Genomic DNA, 19668 nt, shown 5'->3' on the forward strand with positions numbered 1-19668 from the left:
AATGCTCCTTCAATCTTATGAATCTTGTGGCTCATCTGGGAGTGGTAAAATTTCATCTTTTGAGCCAATTTGCTCTCTAATCTTAGCGATAATTTCATCGGCGACTTTTGGATTTTCTTTGAGAAACACTTTGGCATTTTCTCTTCCTTGACCAAGTTTTATATCGCCATAAGAGAGCCACGCACCGCTTTTATCAACAATATCGAGCTTGATTCCATAATCGATAATCTCTCCTTCTTTGCTGATACCCTCGCCAAACATAATGTCAAACTCCGCTTCTCTAAATGGTGGAGAAACTTTGTTTTTCACAACTTTTGCTTTGGCGCGGTTGCCGATGTTTTGTTCATTTTGCTTTAAGGTGGCGATACGGCGAATGTCGATTCTCACGCTTGCGTAGAATTTCAACGCATTTCCACCTGTGGTGGTTTCTGGGCTACCATAGCCCATAGTGCCGATTTTCATACGAATCTGATTGATAAAGATAAGCGTGGCATTCATCTTGTGTAGCACACCTGTGATTTTACGCAGTGCGTGGCTCATAAGTCGCGCTTGCAATCCCACATGTTGGTCGCCCATATCGCCATCGATTTCTGCTCGAGGCGTGAGGGCTGCTACGGAGTCAATGACGATTAAATCTACCGCTCCACTGCGTGTGAGTGTTTCTAAGATTTCAAGTGCTTGTTCGCCGTTGTCTGGTTGAGATACGAGGAGATTCTCAATATCTACACCAAGCCTTTTGGCGTAATACACATCTAACGCGTGCTCCGCATCAATAAAAGCTGCCACGCCACCATTTTTTTGACATTCTGCGACTACTTGGAGTGCGAGAGTTGTTTTCCCGCTGGATTCTGGTCCATAGATTTCTACGATACGCCCTTTGGGAATCCCGCCAATGCCTAATGCCATATCAAGCCCCAATGAACCTGTGGATATAGCATCAATTTTTTCTACTTGTTTGTCGCCTAATCGCACGAGCGCGCCTTTGCCAAATGATTTATCAATTTGCTTTAAGGCAAGCTCTATGGCTTTTTGTCGTTTTTCATCTATCGCCATTGTTATTCCTTTGTGTAATTTTGCAATATGTAATTTCGTAAGTTTTTTAGAATGTTTAAGGATTGTATCTTATAGTTTTTAATACTTTGCTTAAAAGTTTTAGTATTTTTTAGCTAGAATCCAAATTTAACCACATTATTTAAATTGTAAGGATTCTTATGACCGCTTCATCTCATCTATGCCTGCATAAAAAGCGCAATCTCAGTGTAGCCCATAGCCCTGATGCGGATGATATTTTTATGTATTATGCTATTGCGTTTGGGTGGGTGGGCGCACGAGAATCAAGTAGTCTAAAAGATGATATGAGTGATATATGCTTTCACTCCACCGCACAAGACATTCAAACACTCAATGAAGCGACATTGCGCGGTGAGTTTGACATTAGCGCGATTTCATTTGCGTTGTATCCGCTTGTGTGTGATGATTACGCGCTTTTACGGACGGGAGTTAGCTTTGGCGAGGGCTATGGACCAAAGCTCATTAAGAAAAAAGGCACGCATTTGCGAAAGAACTTCAAAGTCGCGCTAAGCGGAGCGCACACTACTAATGCAATGCTTTTTAAAATCGCTTATCCAGAATCAAGAGTAGTGTATAAAAATTTTTTAGATATTGAGAGCGCGGTGTTAAGTGGGGAAGTCGATGCGGGCGTGCTTATCCACGAGAGTATTTTAGAATTTAGCGAGAATCTTTGTGTAGAAGCTGAGATTTGGGATATTTGGAGTGATTTAAACAAGCACAATCTTCCATTACCATTAGGTGGTATGGCGATTAGACGCTCTTTGCCACTTAGTGTCGCGCTTCTTAGCGAGGAGATTCTCACAAAGGCAGTCAAAGTCGCAGTGAGTAATAAAAAGATTCTATGCAAAATGCTCTTAGAGCGCAATCTCATTCGTGTGGATAGTGCGAAGTTGCAAACTTACCTTAATTTATACGCTAACGCACATTCTATCACGCTTAGTGAGGAGCAGATTCGCGCGATTGATGTGCTTTTTGAGTTGGGGTTTGAGAGTGGATTTTTCCCTAAACTTTTAAGTGCGAGTGAATATATGCTCCCAAAAGAATATTTAGATGCGCGCTTTGGCTAAGTTATCCCAAGTTGGAATCTAAAGATAAAGGCGGGTTGATGAACTCAAAGTTTTTGTATAACCTTAAGGGTATCGCGCTTTTTAGCACTCCCAGATTTTTTAGCCAGCCTTTTTTAGAATCTACACTCACAAGTCTTTTGTGCAAAATTGATGAGAAGCGATTAAAATGTATCAAAACGCGCCTAAATTATTACTACAAAGAGAATCTTTCCTTTGTTATTAGCCCCATTTGCTTAGAAAATAATAGTAAAGAAATAGAGCGATTATCCATTGCCACGCCGAAATTTGTGAGGTTAGGGGAGTTGTATAGATTTCGCGCGCCAAGCTCCTATCGCTACGATACCAATGAATATGCGCGTTACTTTCCGCGTGATTTTGCCATATATGCGGGCTTTGGCGATGTGAATTATTACTTTAACGCTCCTACTATCACTAAATCGCGCCCAATCTCTGCAAGCAATGCAAACTCAATACTTTTTAAACTTGATAAAAACCGCCATTTTTACTTCCCTCGCGATAGCGTGAAGTTTGAGGATAAAAGAGATATATTGTTTTGGCGTGGTGGCGTGTATCAAAGTAACCGCGCGGAGTTTTTTACGCGTTTTTTTACTCACCCACTTTGTGATATTGGGCATACAGGCTCTAAGCATTGCTCCCAGCAGTGGGCGAAGCCAAAAATTAGCGTGAGCGCGCACTTTCCCTATAAATTTTTACTATCCCTAGAGGGCAATGATGTAGCAAGCAATCTCAAGTGGATTATGCACTCAAACTCGCTGTGCTTCTCTACGAAGCCAAAGTATGAGACTTGGTTTATGGAGGGCTTACTCAAGGCAGATTATCATTTCGTGTGTATTAGAGATGACTTTAGCGATGTGGAGGAAAAGATTGAGTTTTTCACACGCCACCCAAATGATGCCAAAGAGATAATCCACAACGCACAGAAATTTTGCGCACAATTTTTAGATTCTACAATGGAGGATTTGCTATGTTTTTTGGTGCTACGCAAATACTTCTATCTAAGCGGGCAAATGCACGCAAGCAAGCAAGAATTAGAACTTTTTGGAATCTAAATCGAATTTCCTCACTTAGATTCTTAGACTTTTCCTCTGCCAAGTAGTTTTAAGCATTCTTTGACAATCTCGCTTACTTCTAAGCTCTGTATTTGTGGGATTTGCTTGAGGGCTTTAGCAATGTCAGTGCCTCTAAAGCCAAGTGATTCTAACGCGCTTTGCGCTTCATCTAGTTCGCTTGAGAGTGAAGTCTTGCCCTGTGCGTGTTCGATAATCTCGCTAAAAAATCCAGCGAGCTCGACCATTATTTTGCCCGCACCTTTTGCACCGATACCGGGCACGCGCTGAAGCGCGCTAATGTCTTTATTTTGGATAATGTTTGCGAAGCTATTTGGTGTGTAAGTGCTAAGGATTGCTAGCGCGACTTTTGGACCTACGCCGTTAATTTTGATGAGTCGCTCAAAAGTGATTTTCTCAATCTCTTCGTAGAATCCAAAGAGCAAATGCGCATCTTCACGCACAATTTGTGTGCAAAAGAGCTTTATTTTTTGGTCTTTTTTCTCCTTTAGATTCCCACTTGTATTGACCGAAATTCCCACACCATAAATCACTCCATTGACATTAATCTCTACAAATGTTGGGAACAATCGCTCGATACTCCCCTCTAGTCCTGCTATCATTGCTACTCCTTTAAAGAATTTAGTAGCGATATTTTACACTAAATTTGTGCGAGTTGGGCTTGGATTGCAATGGTGGCTTTTAGGATTTTGGCGACATTGAGGATATGGGTAAAGTCGCTTTGTTCTAGCGTGAGTCCCGTGCGGCAATTTAGCCATTTATCAAGCACTTTATACCCACCGATTGTGTAGTCCCACACTTCCGCACTCACTCCCGCTATCTCCAAATCCGCGTTTAGCACAATTTTTTCATTTTCATATTTTGGTTTATCGAGCGTGAAATTTGGGTTTGATTTATTTGCATTTGCGCTGAAAACTAAATCTATGCTTTTGTCCTGCGGGATTGTTTTCATCAAATGCAAGTCGATGAGATTTTGCCCTAAATTTGCAAGAGATTCAAACTTTGATTGCGTTACTTCAAAGTCGACTCTAGGGAAGCCGATTTTTAGGTATTCGACATATTTTGCGCGATATGCGGGATTGTAAAGGTTGCCATAAATAAATGCCAAAATCTGCTCTGGGCTTTTAGATTTCAAAACTTTGTGTGTTGCTTTAAAATCATTAAATTCCTTTGTGAAATTTGGGGTTTTATCAACTTTGCCCACTTCGTTTTCAGAATCTATAAAACGATAAAGTGGTGTAATGGAAGTTCGTGCGGACAAAAAGTTGCCATCAATCATTTTATTTGTTATGAAAACTTGACCATTTATTCCTTTTTGAAAAGACACTCCAAAGTTTTCACATAACAAAAAATTTTGTGTCATATCATAGCGTGGGTATGAAAGAAAACGCTTTGATTTATAACTTAAGAAAGTATAGCGAAAATCAAATGGCGTAAAGGCAATTTTTTGGATTTTAGATTCCAAGCAGTTCTTATTTTCCTCAACATCTTTTTTTGCACTATCGATTTTCCAATCTCTTGCATCTATAAGATTGTATTTTGTAGCGAGTTGTTGTGTATCAAGGAATATAAAATCCTGTAAAATATCCCTCATTTGTTCTTTGGTAAATTGAATGGTAACATCACCCTTATTTGCTTCTATACCACTATTATGGTTGTTAAAGATAGCCTTTGTTTCTAAAGACTTATTTTCTCCCTCTTGTCTTTTTGTTTTTGAATATGTTTCTTTCGCTAACGCCCAAAAGTTTTCATATTCGCTATCGCTTAAATCCTTTGGGACAAACCAAAAATATGGCGAATCTAATTTGAGATTTTGCCATTTTATAGTTTTTAGTCCATTGTTTGCAATGTCGTTTAAGAGTGCGAATTTATCTGCACGGCGCAAGATTTCGTTGTCTTTGGTAGAGAAGTAGTGGATTTGGGCTAATTTGTCATTGTTTTTTGGATTGCCACACTCGCTTCGCTCGTTCGCAATGACGGTGGATTTGTCATATTGAGCTTTCACAGAAAGCGAAATATCTTTATTTCGTATGTTTGAGATACTTCGGGCTTCGCCCTCAGTATGACAAATTTGATTTTTTTCTTTGGATACTTCGCTTCGCTCAGTATGACAAGATGAGGCGTCAGTATGACAAGAAGTGGCGTTGGTATTGGAATTAGCATATTTCACAAACAAACTTATGCAAACGCCTACGCTGCGAATGTCAAAGACATTTTTGTCGTTTTTACCATCTATTTCGTTATGTCCGTGCAAGTTTAAAATATAGATTTCATCAAAGGTTTTTGCTAACGATTCGCGCATTTTGCGATGAGTGCGCCCGTAGAGATATGAATTATTGGTGATAAAGCCCATAATGCCACTCTTTTGATTTTGCTCTAAAAGTTTCCACTGCGCAAAGCGAATGAACTTAATATAGTCATCACTCAAGTTTCTTCTATTTTTAACTCCTTCTTTATAGTCTTGCATCAGTGATAAAATTTTGTCGCTTTTATTTTTGGATTTTCCACTATACGGTGGATTTCCCAAAATCACGAGCAAATCCTCTTTGTGCTTGAGTTGCAAGGATTTATCACGCTCGTTTTTTAGCTCGCTATATTGCGTAAATGCCTTTTGGTTATCCTCGTGGGAATCTAAATCTAGCGTGTTGGTAAGATAGACTTGAAACTTTTGATGTGCGCTAAACTCGCTAAAGCCTTGAGTGCGTAAAATCGAGCTAAGTTTAAGATGTGCTACGATATAAGGCACGAAGCTTATCTCAAAGCCATAAATATCCTTAAAACATTTATTGATAATAGTTTGCTTTGTGAAAACCGCGCTTTGATTTTCTAAAATGCTTTCAAATACTTTTGCCAAAAAGCTCCCTGTCCCTGTGGCAAAATCTAGGACTTTCACGCTTTCATCGCTAAAAGATTTGCCAAAATGCGTTTGCAGTAGCTCATCTATGCTACGGACAATCATATTTACGATAGGCTCTGGCGTGTAATACACTCCACCGCCTTCCTTTTTATTCGTGCCACGCAATTTGTCATATTTTTTTAAAAAATCCTCATACAAATAAATGCTCACCTCGCTAATCTCTTTTTGGAAGCTAGTTGCAAGGCTTGGCTTATCAATAAGTGCAATGGTTTTAATGATATTGCTTAGCGCGTATTGTATGGATTGGGGGAGTGTGGCAGGTAAAGAGCGCGCGATAAACTCCATAAGTGTAGTAAAATGCTCGGGTAAAAGCATAGCAAATGACGCCACAGGAATCTTGTCAATCTCAAAGGATTCATTGTCGATATGCGCCACAAACATACCATAGACAATGCTTTGAGATAAAATATCGCAAAACTCTGCTATGCTTACATCGGTGCTCTCTAAGTAGCGAAACGATTGGTGGGAATCTCCTAAATACTTTTTGAAACTCTCATCACTTTGTGCTTCATTTATAACACTACTAAGATAAAAGCTCTGCGTAGCGAGGATTGTGGCAAGAGCTTCTTTACGAGTGATTTGGACTTTTGTATCAAAGAATTTGGATAAAAGGTGGCTAAAACGCGTGGTAGATTCTATAAGTTTAGCCTGTGGGAGAGAATCTAGGCTATCAAACAGCACAAAATCATCAATAACTTTACCATAGCTTAGCAAAATAAAGCGATTGTAATCGGTTAAGATGATATTGTGGCAGACACTTAAGTATTTTTCGATTTGTTTGCCTTTGATTAGCGGGGATAAATCCACCCCGAAATTTTTACACTCAATAAAGCCTATGAGTGATTCATAGCCTTGCATTTGGCGAAAAACTTTAAAATCAGGGCGGATATTGCCTTGCCCTTGCTTTGACTTTGGCTCGTGGATAATGTTTATATCTTGTGTGGGTTTGAATGCGTTTAGGAGGTTTTCAAGCGCGGTGCGGAAAGTATGCTCGTTGTAGTCTCTATCGCCTTGTCTTAGAGCACTTTCACTCTGCCCCCCCCCCATTACAAACTATGCTTTGGAGGGCTTTTTGGTAGGATTTTATCGTATCTTGGTTGTTTGTGGGTTGCATTAGATTCCTTTATAGTGTGATTTTTGCTTGGCATTGTAGTATAATTTTTCGCATATTGCCTCATTTCATCATAGTAATAATGGTGGAGTGTAGGGGGGTCGAACCCCTGACCTCAACGCTGCCAGCGTTGCGCTCTCCCAACTGAGCTAACACCCCGAAATTGTGATGATTTTTAACGATTGTGATTATACCCAAAACTGCAGATGAAGCAACTAAGCATTGCTATTTTTTTACACAATTATGTATAATATCCTAAAAACAAGTAATATAAAGGCGTAAAATTTGCAAAAAAGATTTGTATTTAAAATATTGCTATGCGGTATTTTATTGGGGGTATTAAATAATCCAATCTATGCCCAAATGCAAGATAACAACCAAACACAAGAAGAATCTCAAGGACAAACCACACACGAAGAATCTCAACAAGAGCAACACACACAAGAATCTAAAAAAGACTGTCTGCAGTGCTATCAGGGAAATTGCGTGAATGTGTGTGAAAAAAACAATGATAAATATTCTGGCGTGGAGGATTATTTAGAAGAGCAGCCTTTTATTGCACGATGGGGTGGGCTTTTGATGTATCACGGGTTAAATGTGCTTACTCAAGGTATGTTTGATACACTTACACAATCAGATGATGACAACACGCGTTTTTATGGTTTTATGGGCTTTTATGGGAAAAACTCGCGTTTGGGAGACAATAAAGATTCTTATGGAAACTTTTATATGTCCGCTTCAGTTAGAGTCGAGGAAGAAATTGCTTTCATAGGGCATAAGATTGGAGGTGGAATAGGGATAATGCTTGCAAGCGGGTGGGGTGGAGCTGGATTTATCGATGAGAATCCTACACATTTTAACTACAAAAACTACAATGGTGGCAATGAATATGTGATTACTTTCTCACAGTTGTATGCAGATTATCAAACAAAAAGATTCTTGCTTAAGAGTGGTGTTTTTGAGGGTGAGCTTGATTGGATGAGCGACATACATAGGGGCATTTTTACTTCGTTTGATTATACCTATGGCAAGGCGTATGGAAGCTGGATAAATGAGTATTTGCACGCTCAACGCGAGGAACAAAGCTATTTTGAGGAGCTTAAAAATGGCTATTATGGCGGACAAATGTTTGTGTTAGGGAGTAAGCTAGGCACAAAAAAGCATCGCTACGGCGATATATACGCCTATCATCTCACTAATCTCTACACTGCATTTGGTGGCAAACTCGATGCGAATATTGAATTTGCGGAGTTGTATAACTTACGGATTCTCACGCACGGGAACTATCTCAAAGCACACAGGAAAATGGGCATAGAGCAGGACATTCGCGGGCGACAAATCGGTGATACCTATTTACTCACGCTTCAACCTAGTTTTGGGTATTATGGAAATGCACTGCGGGGTCGTGGCGTTAGTTGGGTGCTTGGTGGTGGCTATGCGCTCGTGGGAAAAAACGACTATTTACAAGCGCAATTTGGTGGGAATATGTATGTCTTTGAGGCAGAAGATGAAACACCCTTTATGTTTAATGTCATAGCACCCGGTGGCTATCACAACGGAAGCAATGCGACAAATATGTTTCAAGCGCAAGTGGAGAGCGTGTATGGTTTTGGTGCGTTTCAATATAATGCCTTGGTGTTTAATGTTATGGCGAGGCACTCAAAAGGTAGGCAAGAGCGTGAAATTGGTGGCGAGCAACTTCAAATTAGTGTCGGTTTTGGTCTTAATATGTCTAAATGGAGCAAGCAAAATATGGGAATTGTAGCGGTGTATATGGAGCAAAAAATGCGTGAGAGCTTTGAGGTGATAAATCCAAGCAAGTATGTCCGCGACACAAGCTATATTAAAATGTTTTATGAAGTGCGATTTTAAAGAATCTGAAATACAAATACTCTTATGTGATATTCATTATTGAAGCAAAATTTTATCAAAACGAAAATTTCTTAGCAATCAAATTTCCAACAAAGAAGCGATAGGCGAAAAAATTTCATATTAAAGTGAGAATTTTTATATTTTTGTAAAATTTAAGTAAATTTTAAGCTTACCCCCCCCCCCTAAATATGATATAATACTTAACTATTTTTAGCATTTATTATCATTTTAACTAAATAATGATAATGTTAGAGTAGAATTTCACTCTTAAAGGATTTTTATGAATAAGCTGTATGCTGGTTTGTTACCTATTGTTTTCAGTGCTAGTTTGATTGCAGATGATGCTTTTAACTCTCAAAATATATATGAAGTTGAGAAACAAGAAGATTCTAAACAATCTCCTATAATGTTTTATGGGCATATTGGCGTTTTTGGCAAGTCTAGCGTGCTTGGTAAAGTAAAAGATTCGTATATGACAGCGCATTTTTCGGCAAATTTGGCGTATAACTTTCTCAACAAAGGCGAGCACAAAGCCACAGCCGTGCTTGGCATTTGGGGAGCAAGTTCTTTGCTTGGAGGAGCGTTGCGTCATAATGCGCACGAATACATTGGCAACCGCTTAGGCGATGAAGTGGGGAATGACTGGAATAGCAACAATAGCTATCTACAATATCAATACAAAGGCTTAAATATAATGGCTGGGCGATTTGATGCAGAAGTTGATTGGGTAGGTGAGCATATGCAAGGCGTGCATATCGACTATGACTATGGTTATGGAGAGTTCTATGGCGCGTGGATAAACGAATATGCCCACTCAAGCCGTGAAGAGACAAGCAATTTCGTGGAGTTTAAAGAGCTGTATTATGGAGCAGATGAATTTGTGCTAGGACATAGATTTGGCACAAAGGAGAATCAATTCGGGGATATTTATGTCTATCATTTGACAAACTTTTTTACCGTGAGCGGAGTGAAACTTGATGCAGACATTCCTTTAGGGGAGTTTTATTCATTGCGCTTGCTCGCACACGGGAACTACTTGCATTCGCAACGACAGGGCTGGGCGTTAGGCTCTGTGAATGAGAATCGCAAGCTCGGGCACACATATCTCGCTACCGCACAACCAAGTATAAGCTACAAAGGCTTTAATTTGGGCTGGGTGCTTGGCGCAGGCTATGCACGCACGGGGAATAATGACTACTTGCAAGCGCATATGGGTGGCAATATGTATGTCTTTGAATCCGAAGATGAAACCCCCTTTATGTTTAATGTCATTGCACCGGGTGGCTGGCATAACGGCACACACCAAACAAGTATGTTTCAAGCAAATACAGATTCTTATTATGGATTTTGGGCATTGCGTTACAAGCGTGTAGCGTTTAATCTCACGGCGCGTCATTCGCTAGGTAAAGATGAGCGTGAGCTAGGAGGCGAGCAGTTGCAAGTGGCACTTGGATTTGGCTGGAATGTCGCTGGTGGGCTTAGTCTAGGCGCAGTGGGCGTGTATATGGAGCAAAAGCGGCGCACTAATACGCTAGAATCTCAAGCAAGTATTGAGGGAGCTGGTGGCGCATATCCAACTAATACAAGCTATGCTAAGGCATTTTTGGAGTATAGATTCTAAGAATTTGTGTTGAAATTACGCGCTAAATTTTATTTTTGTAAAAAATTTAGTTATTATTTTGGGTTTGAAGTATTTTGATAATCTTTATAAATTTTTAAATGCAATTAGGAGAAAGAATGCAAACTATCACAATCGCCCTTGTGGGACAGCCAAATGTAGGAAAAAGCTCGCTTATCAATGCTATTTCTGGAGCAAATCTCAAAGTGGGGAACTTCAGCGGAGTAACGGTGGAAAAAGCCCAAACAAGCGTAGAATATAACGGATATTTACTTGAATTTATTGATTTGCCCGGGCTGTATGCGTTTAATGAATATTCACTCGAAGAACGCGTAAGCACGGAGTTTTTGCATAATGAAAAGTATGATGTCATCGTCAATGTGCTAGATTCTACTAATTTGGCGCGTAATCTTTGTTTGAGTTTGCAACTGCTTGATATGGCAAGCCAAAAGGACAAAAAAATGGTGCTTGCTCTTAATATGATAGATGAGGCGCAAAACGAAAATCTCATCATCAATGATACCAAACTCTCAAGCGAGATTGGCTGTGCGTGTATAGGTGTGAGTGCGAAAAACAATCAAGGCACGGCAAAATTGCTTGATAGTATTATAGAGGCATATCATTCCTCAGCACCCAAAGGCATTAAGTATGATGGCACGCAAGTGCCTTGCGAGAGCAAGAGTAAAGAGCGAGATTTGAGCTGTGATGTGGATTTTCAAGTGCGTATCGCTAAGGCACACGAGATTGCTAGGGATTGTAGCACGCGCACAGGGATTGCAAAAAGCTCAAATATTGATATGATTTTAATGCACAAAGTGTGGGGATTGCCTATATTTTTGTTTTTTATGTGGATTATCTTTCAAATCACCTTTACATTTGGTGAGTATCCAAAAGTGTGGATAGAAGATTCTATGGATTCGCTTGCTAATATGGCAAAAGAACATATCACAAGCGTGGAGCTCGGCTCGCTTGTAGCTGATGGAATCATTGCTGGTGTAGGCGCGGTGCTAAGTTTTTTACCGCATATTTTAATCTTATTTTTTGGAATCACAATGCTAGAAGCCACAGGATATATGACGCGTGTGGCGTATTTGCTTGATGGATTTTTGAAAAAGTTTGGATTGCACGGGAAGAGCTTTATCCCGCTGGTGAGTGGGTTTGGTTGCTCTGCACCAGCGTTTATGGCGGCACGCACGCTTAAAAGCCCTACTGATAAACTTCTTACGCTTTTTATCATTAACTTTATGAGTTGCTCGGCTCGCCTGCCAATTTATACACTTTTTGTGGGAATCTTATTTGAGGCGCAATATGCAGGAAGCGCACTTTTTGGAATCTATGTATTTGGCGCACTTGTCGGTCTCATAATGGCAAAGCTCTTAAAACTTAGTTTTTTTCGCGGGCAAGATGAACCTTTTGTAATGGAAATACCAAAATATCGATTCCCAAGTGTGCGGTTTGTCGCGCTAAGTCTCTATCAAAAGGCGTATTATTTCATCAAAAAGGCGGGGACATTTATCTTACTTGCTTCGATGTTGATTTGGTTTGGGACGAGCTATCCTAAAAGTGAAGCCTTAGAAAATGAATATGAGACAAAAATAGAGAATCTCAAACAAGAAGCGCGAGAAAAAGGATTAGAGATTACACAGTCACTTAGTGCTTTGGATAGGGCAGATTCTCACACTATGCCTGATGAGATAAAGAGCACACAAGAGGGTGAGATAGAGGGGTATGAGGGCTGTGGATTCACAGATGAGGTGTGCGAGCAGCTCGATGAGCTAGAAAATGAATTAGAATCCAAGCTCCTTACGCAGAGTTTCTTAGGATATATTGGGAATTTTATCGCCCCAGCGTTTGCTCCTATGGATTTTGATTGGCGGCTATGTGTGAGTATTTTAAATGGACTTGTGGCGAAAGAAGTGGTGATTTCCTCAATGGGTGTGCTCTATGCGTTAGGTGATGACCAAGACGAGGAGAGCGAGAGATTACAAGAGATTATCCGCAATAGCATTTCTGTGCCAAGTGCAGTGGCGTTTGTGCTTTTTGTGATGTTTTATAATCCCTGCCTTGCTGCCACTGTGGTCTTTAATAAAGAATCTGGCAAAGTGCGCTACACCATTTTGCTCTTTATCTTTACTACTATCGTGGCGTATCTTTTTGCATTATGCGGGTATCATATCACAAAGTTACTTGTGTAATGCGTGCATAATCACAACGCGTGTATAATGCGATAGTGCGGTGAATCTAAGCAAATCCCCCCCCCCCTAAATGATAAATATTTTTAAAAATATAGTTGCTTTTTTTTTGATTTTTTTCTACAATGGTGCGTTCTCAAAATCTACATAAAAGGAGTTCAACAATGAGAAAAATAGGTTTAGTCGCGCTTTTGGCGTTAAGTGGAGTTTTTGGCTTTGAGCACAAGATTCACGGGCAGTTTGGGAGTTTCACAAAATGGGGCTTTAATGACCAAAAGTTAAATGCAGGTGCTGGTATCGCTCCAACAGATAGTTTTTCAAGTGTGATGGGTTCGCTTAACTACACAGTGAAGTTCGCTGATTTGGTAAGCATTACTGCTGGTGGTGCGCTCGGTGGTTTGGCGTATGATTCTACCGATAATGGTGCTGGTGGTGCAACTCAAGTGCAATACACATATTTCAATGCGAACTATGAAAAAAGCAGAGCGCAGGGCTATATGATACAAAATGCGAATATTGGCATTGACCATAAAAATGTCTATTTGCGTTTAGGTCGCTATGAGGCTGGTAAAGTAGGCGAGTGGTTTAGCGGGTTTAACGAGGGAGCAGAGGGCTATGTGGCGTTTTCAGATTTTAAAATCTGGGCGTTTGCTTCTGGAAAAAGAGGCTTTGCCTACAATCAATGGTTTTATGAGTTTTACCGTGTTTTTGGCTTTGGAGGGAGTGTGCCAACAAGGGAAATTTATGGAGCAGGATTTGATTATAACACAGATAAGCTCAAGGCTTCATTGTTCGCGTATGGCGCAGATAGTATATTTTTCGCACCGGGCGTGTCTTTAGACTTCGATACAGCTGGTGGTGAGGAAAACTCTGTATCCTCTGTAACCAAAGTGCGCGTGCTTGTGCCAATCGCACTAGGAAGTAACATTTCTGGAACTAATTGGGGAAATGGGCGTAATTGGGGTATCATTGGTAAAAATACAACAACTCTATGGATAGATGAAAAAGTGCGATTAGGGAAGTATTTTGTAGGAGTTGGTGTGTATAAAAACTTCGGTAATGCCAATGAGCTTATCGGTCGATATGGCAATCCTCTTGGTGGAGTTGTGGATATGTGGACAGCGAGTGCGTATGACATTGGTTATGCACTTTCTGATATGCTTGGACGCAACGCCATTACAGGATATTTGCGAGCGGGTGCGAGCTATGGAGACTTTAGCTGGAGTATTTTAGGACGCGTAACAGATTCTCCAAGAAGTGCGGAGCAGAGCTTGGCATTGCTCGTGAATTACAAAGTGCGTGATGACATTAGTGTGGGTGGTAAGCTAGAGGGGCTTATGGATACAACAAAAGCTGGATATAGCTTAAATGGATATAACTTGACAGCTAACCGCACTGATGATAGAAGTCATTTGTTTTTCTACATTTCACACACATTTTAATGTCGTTTGTGATAGTCTAAATTTAGCGTAATTTTAAGGAGCATTGGGAATCTCTTAATGCTCCTTAAAAGACTTTGATAAAGATTCTACAAGAAATAATCCTTGCTTAAAATTACAATATGGTTTTTATGGCGTTTGGTGAAATGAGTTGAGAAAACTTAAAATTTAGAAAAATCTTACACATAAAATCATAAATTTTATTGACAAAAGGTGTGGATTGTTTATATAATACGGACTTTTTAAAATTTGCTGGCTTAGCTCAGTTGGTAGAGCATCTGCCTTGTAAGCAGAGGGTCGGGGGTTCAAGTCCCTTAGCCAGCTCCATTCAAACTCTAGCAGTGTTCTGCTTTCAGTGTTTGACCAGTGTTTGGCTGTCCTATTTGATTTTTGTCTTTGGTGAGTTACTCAAGTGGCCAACGAGGGCAGACTGTAAATCTGCTGACTATGTCTTCCGTGGTTCGAATCCACGACTCACCACCATTGGAATAAAAATTGCCTAAGGCAATTCTTAATGGTAGTTTGGGATAGTAGTTTGAAGTTTGCGGGAATAGCTCAGTTGGCTAGAGCATCAGCCTTCCAAGCTGAGGGTCGCGGGTTCGAGCCCCGTTTCCCGCTCCAATCTGGGAGCTGATTCTTCATTGCACTTTTGTTAATAAAATGTGTATAGAATCTCGCTTCATAAAGTTAAGCCCATATAGCTCAGTGGCAGAGCACTTCCTTGGTAAGGAAGAGGTCGGCGGTTCAATCCCGCTTATGGGCTCCAGTTTTTCACATAAAGCATTGAATTTGCCGTAGATTCCGTGCTTTACAAATCTATGATAAGGAGAAAATTATGGCAAAAGAGAAATTTAACAGAAGTAAGCCACATGTCAATGTCGGAACAATCGGGCATGTCGACCACGGCAAAACAACGCTAAGTGCTGCTATTTCAGCTGTGTTGGCAACAAAAGGTCTTGCGGAGCTTAAAGATTATGACAATATCGATAATGCTCCTGAAGAAAAGGAAAGAGGTATTACCATTGCGACTTCTCACATCGAGTATGAGACAGAGAATCGCCACTACGCACACGTGGATTGTCCCGGACACGCCGACTATGTAAAAAATATGATTACAGGTGCGGCGCAAATGGACGGCGCGATTTTGGTCGTGTCTGCTGCTGATGGTCCTATGCCTCAAACACGCGAGCATATTTTGCTTTCTCGTCAAGTAGGCGTGCCATATATCGTGGTGTTTTTAAACAAACAAGATATGGTTGATGATAAAGAGTTGCTTGACTTGGTGGAAATGGAAGTGCGCGAACTGCTAAGTGCGTATGAGTTCCCCGGTGATGATACACCAATCGTAGCGGGTTCTGCGCTTAAAGCACTTGAAGAAGCTAAAGCTGGCAATGTCGGCGAGTGGGGAGAGAAGATTCTCGCTCTTATGGCTGAAGTGGATAAATATATCCCAACACCACAAAGAGATACAGAAAAGACTTTCCTAATGCCTGTCGAAGATGTGTTTTCAATCGCTGGACGCGGAACGGTCGTTACAGGTAGGATTGAGCGCGGTGTAGTAAAAGTGGGTGATGAAGTAGAAATCGTAGGAATTAGCGATACACAAAAAACCACTGTTACAGGCGTGGAAATGTTTAGAAAAGAGCTTGATAAGGGTGAAGCTGGCGATAATGTCGGAATCTTGTTGCGAGGCACAAAGAAAGAGGAAGTCGAGCGTGGTATGGTGCTCTGTAAGCCCGGCTCAATCACACCACATAAGAAATTTGAGGGCGAAATTTATGTGCTTTCAAAAGATGAGGGTGGGCGACATACTCCATTCTTTAATGGTTACCGCCCGCAATTCTATGTGCGCACTACCGATGTAACAGGCTCAATTACTTTGCCTAGCGGTGTAGAAATGGTTATGCCCGGCGATAATGTAAAGATTACCGTTGAGCTTATCAACCCAATCGCGCTTGAGGAAGGGACACGATTCGCTATCCGCGAGGGTGGTAGGACTGTCGGTGCTGGCGTGGTAACAAAAATTATCGAGTAAGGCAAGAAAATGGCAAAGGGAAATGTCATCAAGGTGGGACTTAAGTGTTCGGAATGTGGTGATATAAACTATTCCACCACCAAGAATGCGAAAACAAATACAGAAAAACTGGAGCTCAAAAAGTTTTGTCCTCGTTTGAATAGACACACTATTCACAAGGAAGTAAAGCTTAAAAGCTAGGATATTGTGGCGCGTATCATCTCTTATGGAGTCGTTTGATGCGCGCTAGATTCCATACATAAATGGCTTAAGGGAAGGGTCAGTAGCTCCAATGGTAGAGCGTCGGTCTCCAAAACCGAATGTTGAGGGTTCGAGTCCTTCCTGGCCCGCCATAGCTAAGTGCAAAAGAGAGAGATATGAAAAAAATAATAACTTATTATAGAAACGCTAGAGAGGAGCTAAGCAAGGTTATCCGTCCTACAAAGGAGCAGGTGCGCAATGCTTCTATATCTGTGGTTGCTGTGGTGATAGTTATTACATTGTTTTTAGCATTAGTTGATGCCATTTTGTCTGCTTCTGTAACGAGCATTTTGTCATAATTTTTTAAGGAGTTGGTGTGGAGTGGTATGCGATACAGACTTATTCTGGTAGCGAGCAATCAGTAAAGCGCGCGATAGAGAATCTCATCAAGGAAAATAGAATCCAAGAGCGATTTGAGGAAATTGTCGTGCCGACTGAGGGTGTATATGATGAGAAAAAAAAGGTTACTCAGCGAAGCCTTTATCCGGGTTATGTGTTTATCAAGGTTGATTTGGACACGCAGTTGTGGCATTTGATTCAGTCTTTGCCACGCGTTGGACGCTTCATTGGTGAGCAAAATAAGCCCACACCTCTAAGCGAAGCGGATATTAACAAGATTTTGGAGAAAATTAAGAATCCTGCTGCGCCCAAGCCAAAAATCTTTTTTGAAAATGGTGAAGTGGTGCGCATTGTTGATGGTCCGTTTGCGAACTTCACTGCAACCGTGGAGGAGTATGACATTGAGCAGCGCAAGCTAAAACTTAATGTTTCTATTTTTAATCGCAATACACTTGTGGAGATTCCATACTCTCAAGTAGAGAAAATCATTTAATTTAGGAAGGACATTATGGCAAAAAAAGTAGTTGGCGAATTAAAATTGCAAATCCCAGCAGGTAAGGCAAACCCATCTCCGCCCGTTGGTCCAGCTTTGGGGCAAAGGGGTATTAACATTATGGAATTTTGCAAAGCGTTTAATGAAAAAACAAAGGATATGGGTAATTTTAATATCCCCGTGATTATTACCGTGTATCAAGACAAGAGTTTTTCATTTATCACTAAAAAGCCACCTGTAACGGACTTAATCAAAAAGGCTATCAATTTATCAAAGGGTTCGGATAATCCACTTAAAAACAAAGTTGGTAAGCTTACACAAAAGCAGTTGCAAGAAATTGCAGAATCTAAAATGCAAGATTTAAACGCCACAGATATTGAAGCTGCTAAAAAAATCGTGGCTGGAAGTGCTCGCTCTATGGGCGTGGAAATTGTGGATTAAATTTGTAGAGTAAATGGAGTTTAAAATGGCAAAAAAAACAACAAAAAGATTACAAAATTTGCACTCTAAGGTAGATTCTGCAAAGATTTATGATGTGCAAAGTGGCGTTGGTGTAGTGAAGTCTCTTGCTTCGGCGAAATTCGATGAGACGGTGGAGATTGCATTGCGACTAGGAGTTGACCCTCGACACGCTGACCAAATGATTCGCGGAGCGGTTGTGTTACCACACGGCACGGGCAAGACCGTGCGTGTAGCGGTGTTTGCTAAGGGAGTGAAAGCTGATGAAGCAAAAGCGGCAGGGGCAGATATTGTCGGAGCAGATGATTTGGCTGAAGAGATAAAAAACGGCAACACGAACTTTGATATGGTTATCGCCACACCTGATATGATGGCACTTGTTGGTAAGGTTGGTAGAATCTTAGGGCCAAAGGGACTTATGCCAAACCCAAAGACAGGCACCGTTACCGCCGATGTCAGCAAAGCTGTGTCAAATGCCAAAAGCGGACAGGTGAATTTTCGTGTGGATAAAAAGGGAATCATTCACGCACCCATTGGCAAGGCAAGTTTCCAAGAAGAAAAAATTAGAGAAAATATGCTTGAGTTTGTGCGAGCAATTAATCGCTTAAAGCCAAGCTCTGCAAAAGGCAAGTATATTAAAAGTGGTTCGCTATCCCTCACAATGAGTCCTAGTGTGAAGCTAGATTCTCAAGAGTTGATGGATACGAAGTAGAGGGCATTATAGGCAATTTATCTTAGATTGAAGATCATCGGGGCGTTTTAACGCTTAAAAGCAAACCCTATGTGAGATTTGGTCTGAAAGGAGAGTGAATGACGAAGCAAGAAAAGATTCAGACTGTTGAGAGTTTAAGTGCCGAGTTTGAAAAAGCTAACTCAATGATTGTGTGCGATTATAAGGGATTGGGCGTTGCGAAATTGGAATCTTTGCGTGCGCAAGCTCGTGAAAATGACATTAAAGTCCAAGTGATTAAAAATACTTTGGCAACAATTGCAATGAACAATGCGAAATATCCGCAGAGCGAACTAAAGGGCACGAATATTTTCATTTGGAGTAGCGACCAAATAGCATTGGCAAAGGTTGTCTGTAAATTTGCAGATGCAAATGAAGAGAACTTTAGTGTGAAGTTTGGATATTTTGATGGCGCGATTGTGGAAAAATCACATATCGTTAGCATTTCAAAACTTCCAAGCAAGCAAGAGCTTATTGGTATGTTACTATCCGTGTGGAGTGCGCCTGCGCGATATTTCGTTACGGGGCTTGATAATTTAGCAAAACAAAAACAAAATTAAAAGGAGCATAAAATGGCTATTACAAAAGAAGAAGTATTAGAATACATTGGGAATCTATCGGTTTTGGAGCTTTCAGAGCTTGTGAAAGCATTTGAAGAAAAATTTGGCGTTTCAGCAGCACCCACAGTGGTCGCTGGTGGCGGTGGCGCAGCAGCTGGTGGCGGTGGCGCAGCAGAGGAGAAGTCAGAGTTTAATGTCATTCTCCTTGATGCAGGTGCGAATAAAATCGCTGTGATTAAAGCTGTGCGAGAGATTACAGGACTTGGATTAAAAGAAGCAAAAGATGCTACTGAGCAAACACCTAGCACGCTTAAAGAAGGTGTAGGCAAAGAAGATGCAGAAGCCTTTAAGAAAAAACTTGAAGAAGCAGGTGCAAAAGCAGAGATTAAGTAATTGCGCTATATTTAAGTTATGTCCTTAGGCTTCGTGCCTTTGGG

17 protein-coding genes and 6 tRNA genes are annotated in these 19668 nt (G+C 40.8%); 19 read left to right on the forward strand and 4 right to left on the reverse strand.

The window, feature by feature from the left end; genetic code table 11:
• Nucleotides 1-15: 15 nt before the first annotated feature.
• The gene (gene recA / locus ACWIUJ_RS01765; RefSeq protein WP_454152135.1) at nucleotides 16-1053 is read right to left on the reverse strand and encodes a recombinase RecA; all 1038 of its coding nucleotides are present in this window, start codon (nucleotides 1051-1053) and stop codon (nucleotides 16-18) included.
• 158 nt (nucleotides 1054-1211) lie between these two features.
• Here recA and ACWIUJ_RS01770 point away from each other — a divergent pair, with 158 nt between their 5' ends.
• The gene (locus ACWIUJ_RS01770; protein WP_454168597.1) at nucleotides 1212-2138 is read left to right on the forward strand and encodes a menaquinone biosynthesis family protein; all 927 of its coding nucleotides are present in this window, start codon (nucleotides 1212-1214) and stop codon (nucleotides 2136-2138) included.
• 38 nt (nucleotides 2139-2176) lie between these two features.
• On the forward strand, nucleotides 2177-3208 hold the full coding sequence (locus ACWIUJ_RS01775) for a glycosyl transferase family 90 (protein ID WP_454168599.1): 1032 nt from the start codon (nucleotides 2177-2179) through the stop codon (nucleotides 3206-3208).
• A 23-nt stretch (nucleotides 3209-3231) separates the two neighbouring features.
• On the opposite strand, the gene ruvA is transcribed toward ACWIUJ_RS01775, so the two are convergent.
• The 3 genes from ruvA to ACWIUJ_RS01790 all read right to left on the reverse strand — a co-directional run bounded on the left by ruvA (nucleotide 3232) and on the right by ACWIUJ_RS01790 (nucleotide 7413).
• Complete coding sequence (gene ruvA, locus ACWIUJ_RS01780; protein WP_454168601.1) at nucleotides 3232-3828, reverse strand: Holliday junction branch migration protein RuvA; 597 nt, start codon at nucleotides 3826-3828, stop codon at nucleotides 3232-3234.
• Nucleotides 3829-3866: 38 nt separating this feature from the next.
• On the reverse strand, nucleotides 3867-7190 hold the full coding sequence (locus tag ACWIUJ_RS01785) for a type ISP restriction/modification enzyme (protein ID WP_454168603.1): 3324 nt from the start codon (nucleotides 7188-7190) through the stop codon (nucleotides 3867-3869).
• A gap of 147 nt (nucleotides 7191-7337) precedes the next feature.
• Nucleotides 7338-7413, reverse strand: a tRNA-Ala gene (locus ACWIUJ_RS01790).
• A gap of 126 nt (nucleotides 7414-7539) precedes the next feature.
• On the opposite strand from ACWIUJ_RS01790, the gene ACWIUJ_RS01795 reads away from it, so the two are divergent.
• From ACWIUJ_RS01795 to rplL, 17 genes are all read left to right on the forward strand, one after another.
• Nucleotides 7540-9126: a hypothetical protein gene (locus ACWIUJ_RS01795; RefSeq protein WP_454168605.1), complete on the forward strand. Its 1587-nt coding sequence runs from the start codon at nucleotides 7540-7542 to the stop codon at nucleotides 9124-9126.
• A 280-nt stretch (nucleotides 9127-9406) separates the two neighbouring features.
• Nucleotides 9407-10747, forward strand: a complete 1341-nt coding sequence (locus tag ACWIUJ_RS01800) for a hypothetical protein (protein ID WP_454168606.1) — start codon at nucleotides 9407-9409, stop codon at nucleotides 10745-10747.
• 116 nt (nucleotides 10748-10863) lie between these two features.
• Nucleotides 10864-12939, forward strand: a complete 2076-nt coding sequence (gene feoB / locus ACWIUJ_RS01805; RefSeq protein ID WP_454168608.1) for a ferrous iron transporter B — start codon at nucleotides 10864-10866, stop codon at nucleotides 12937-12939.
• Between the two features lie 161 nt (nucleotides 12940-13100).
• Nucleotides 13101-14378 (forward strand): outer membrane family protein, encoded by a 1278-nt coding sequence (locus ACWIUJ_RS01810; protein ID WP_454168610.1) that lies wholly within the window; start codon nucleotides 13101-13103, stop codon nucleotides 14376-14378.
• 248 nt (nucleotides 14379-14626) lie between these two features.
• Nucleotides 14627-14702, forward strand: a tRNA-Thr gene (locus ACWIUJ_RS01815).
• A 71-nt stretch (nucleotides 14703-14773) separates the two neighbouring features.
• Nucleotides 14774-14858 (forward strand) — tRNA-Tyr (locus ACWIUJ_RS01820).
• A 61-nt stretch (nucleotides 14859-14919) separates the two neighbouring features.
• A tRNA-Gly gene (locus tag ACWIUJ_RS01825) sits at nucleotides 14920-14996 on the forward strand.
• A gap of 70 nt (nucleotides 14997-15066) precedes the next feature.
• A tRNA-Thr gene (locus tag ACWIUJ_RS01830) sits at nucleotides 15067-15141 on the forward strand.
• A 69-nt stretch (nucleotides 15142-15210) separates the two neighbouring features.
• On the forward strand, nucleotides 15211-16410 hold the full coding sequence (tuf, locus tag ACWIUJ_RS01835) for an elongation factor Tu (RefSeq protein WP_454168612.1): 1200 nt from the start codon (nucleotides 15211-15213) through the stop codon (nucleotides 16408-16410).
• A 9-nt stretch (nucleotides 16411-16419) separates the two neighbouring features.
• Nucleotides 16420-16590 carry a 50S ribosomal protein L33 gene (rpmG, locus tag ACWIUJ_RS01840; RefSeq protein ID WP_454152145.1) on the forward strand — a complete coding sequence of 57 codons (171 nt, stop codon included), beginning with the start codon at nucleotides 16420-16422 and terminating at the stop codon, nucleotides 16588-16590.
• Between the two features lie 76 nt (nucleotides 16591-16666).
• A tRNA-Trp gene (locus ACWIUJ_RS01845) sits at nucleotides 16667-16742 on the forward strand.
• A 24-nt stretch (nucleotides 16743-16766) separates the two neighbouring features.
• The gene (gene secE, locus ACWIUJ_RS01850) at nucleotides 16767-16949 is read left to right on the forward strand and encodes a preprotein translocase subunit SecE (protein WP_454152146.1); all 183 of its coding nucleotides are present in this window, start codon (nucleotides 16767-16769) and stop codon (nucleotides 16947-16949) included.
• 17 nt (nucleotides 16950-16966) lie between these two features.
• Complete coding sequence (gene nusG / locus ACWIUJ_RS01855) at nucleotides 16967-17482, forward strand: transcription termination/antitermination protein NusG (protein ID WP_454168614.1); 516 nt, start codon at nucleotides 16967-16969, stop codon at nucleotides 17480-17482.
• Between the two features lie 15 nt (nucleotides 17483-17497).
• Complete coding sequence (rplK, locus tag ACWIUJ_RS01860; protein WP_454152148.1) at nucleotides 17498-17923, forward strand: 50S ribosomal protein L11; 426 nt, start codon at nucleotides 17498-17500, stop codon at nucleotides 17921-17923.
• 25 nt (nucleotides 17924-17948) lie between these two features.
• Nucleotides 17949-18653, forward strand: a complete 705-nt coding sequence (gene rplA / locus ACWIUJ_RS01865; RefSeq protein ID WP_454152149.1) for a 50S ribosomal protein L1 — start codon at nucleotides 17949-17951, stop codon at nucleotides 18651-18653.
• Between the two features lie 98 nt (nucleotides 18654-18751).
• A complete protein-coding gene (gene rplJ, locus ACWIUJ_RS01870; RefSeq protein WP_454168616.1) occupies nucleotides 18752-19231 on the forward strand; it encodes a 50S ribosomal protein L10 in 480 nt (159 codons plus the stop codon).
• Nucleotides 19232-19243: 12 nt separating this feature from the next.
• Nucleotides 19244-19624, forward strand: a complete 381-nt coding sequence (gene rplL / locus ACWIUJ_RS01875; RefSeq protein WP_454168618.1) for a 50S ribosomal protein L7/L12 — start codon at nucleotides 19244-19246, stop codon at nucleotides 19622-19624.
• Nucleotides 19625-19668: the final 44 nt, after the last annotated feature.

The organism is Helicobacter sp. 23-1046 (genome assembly GCF_053654635.1).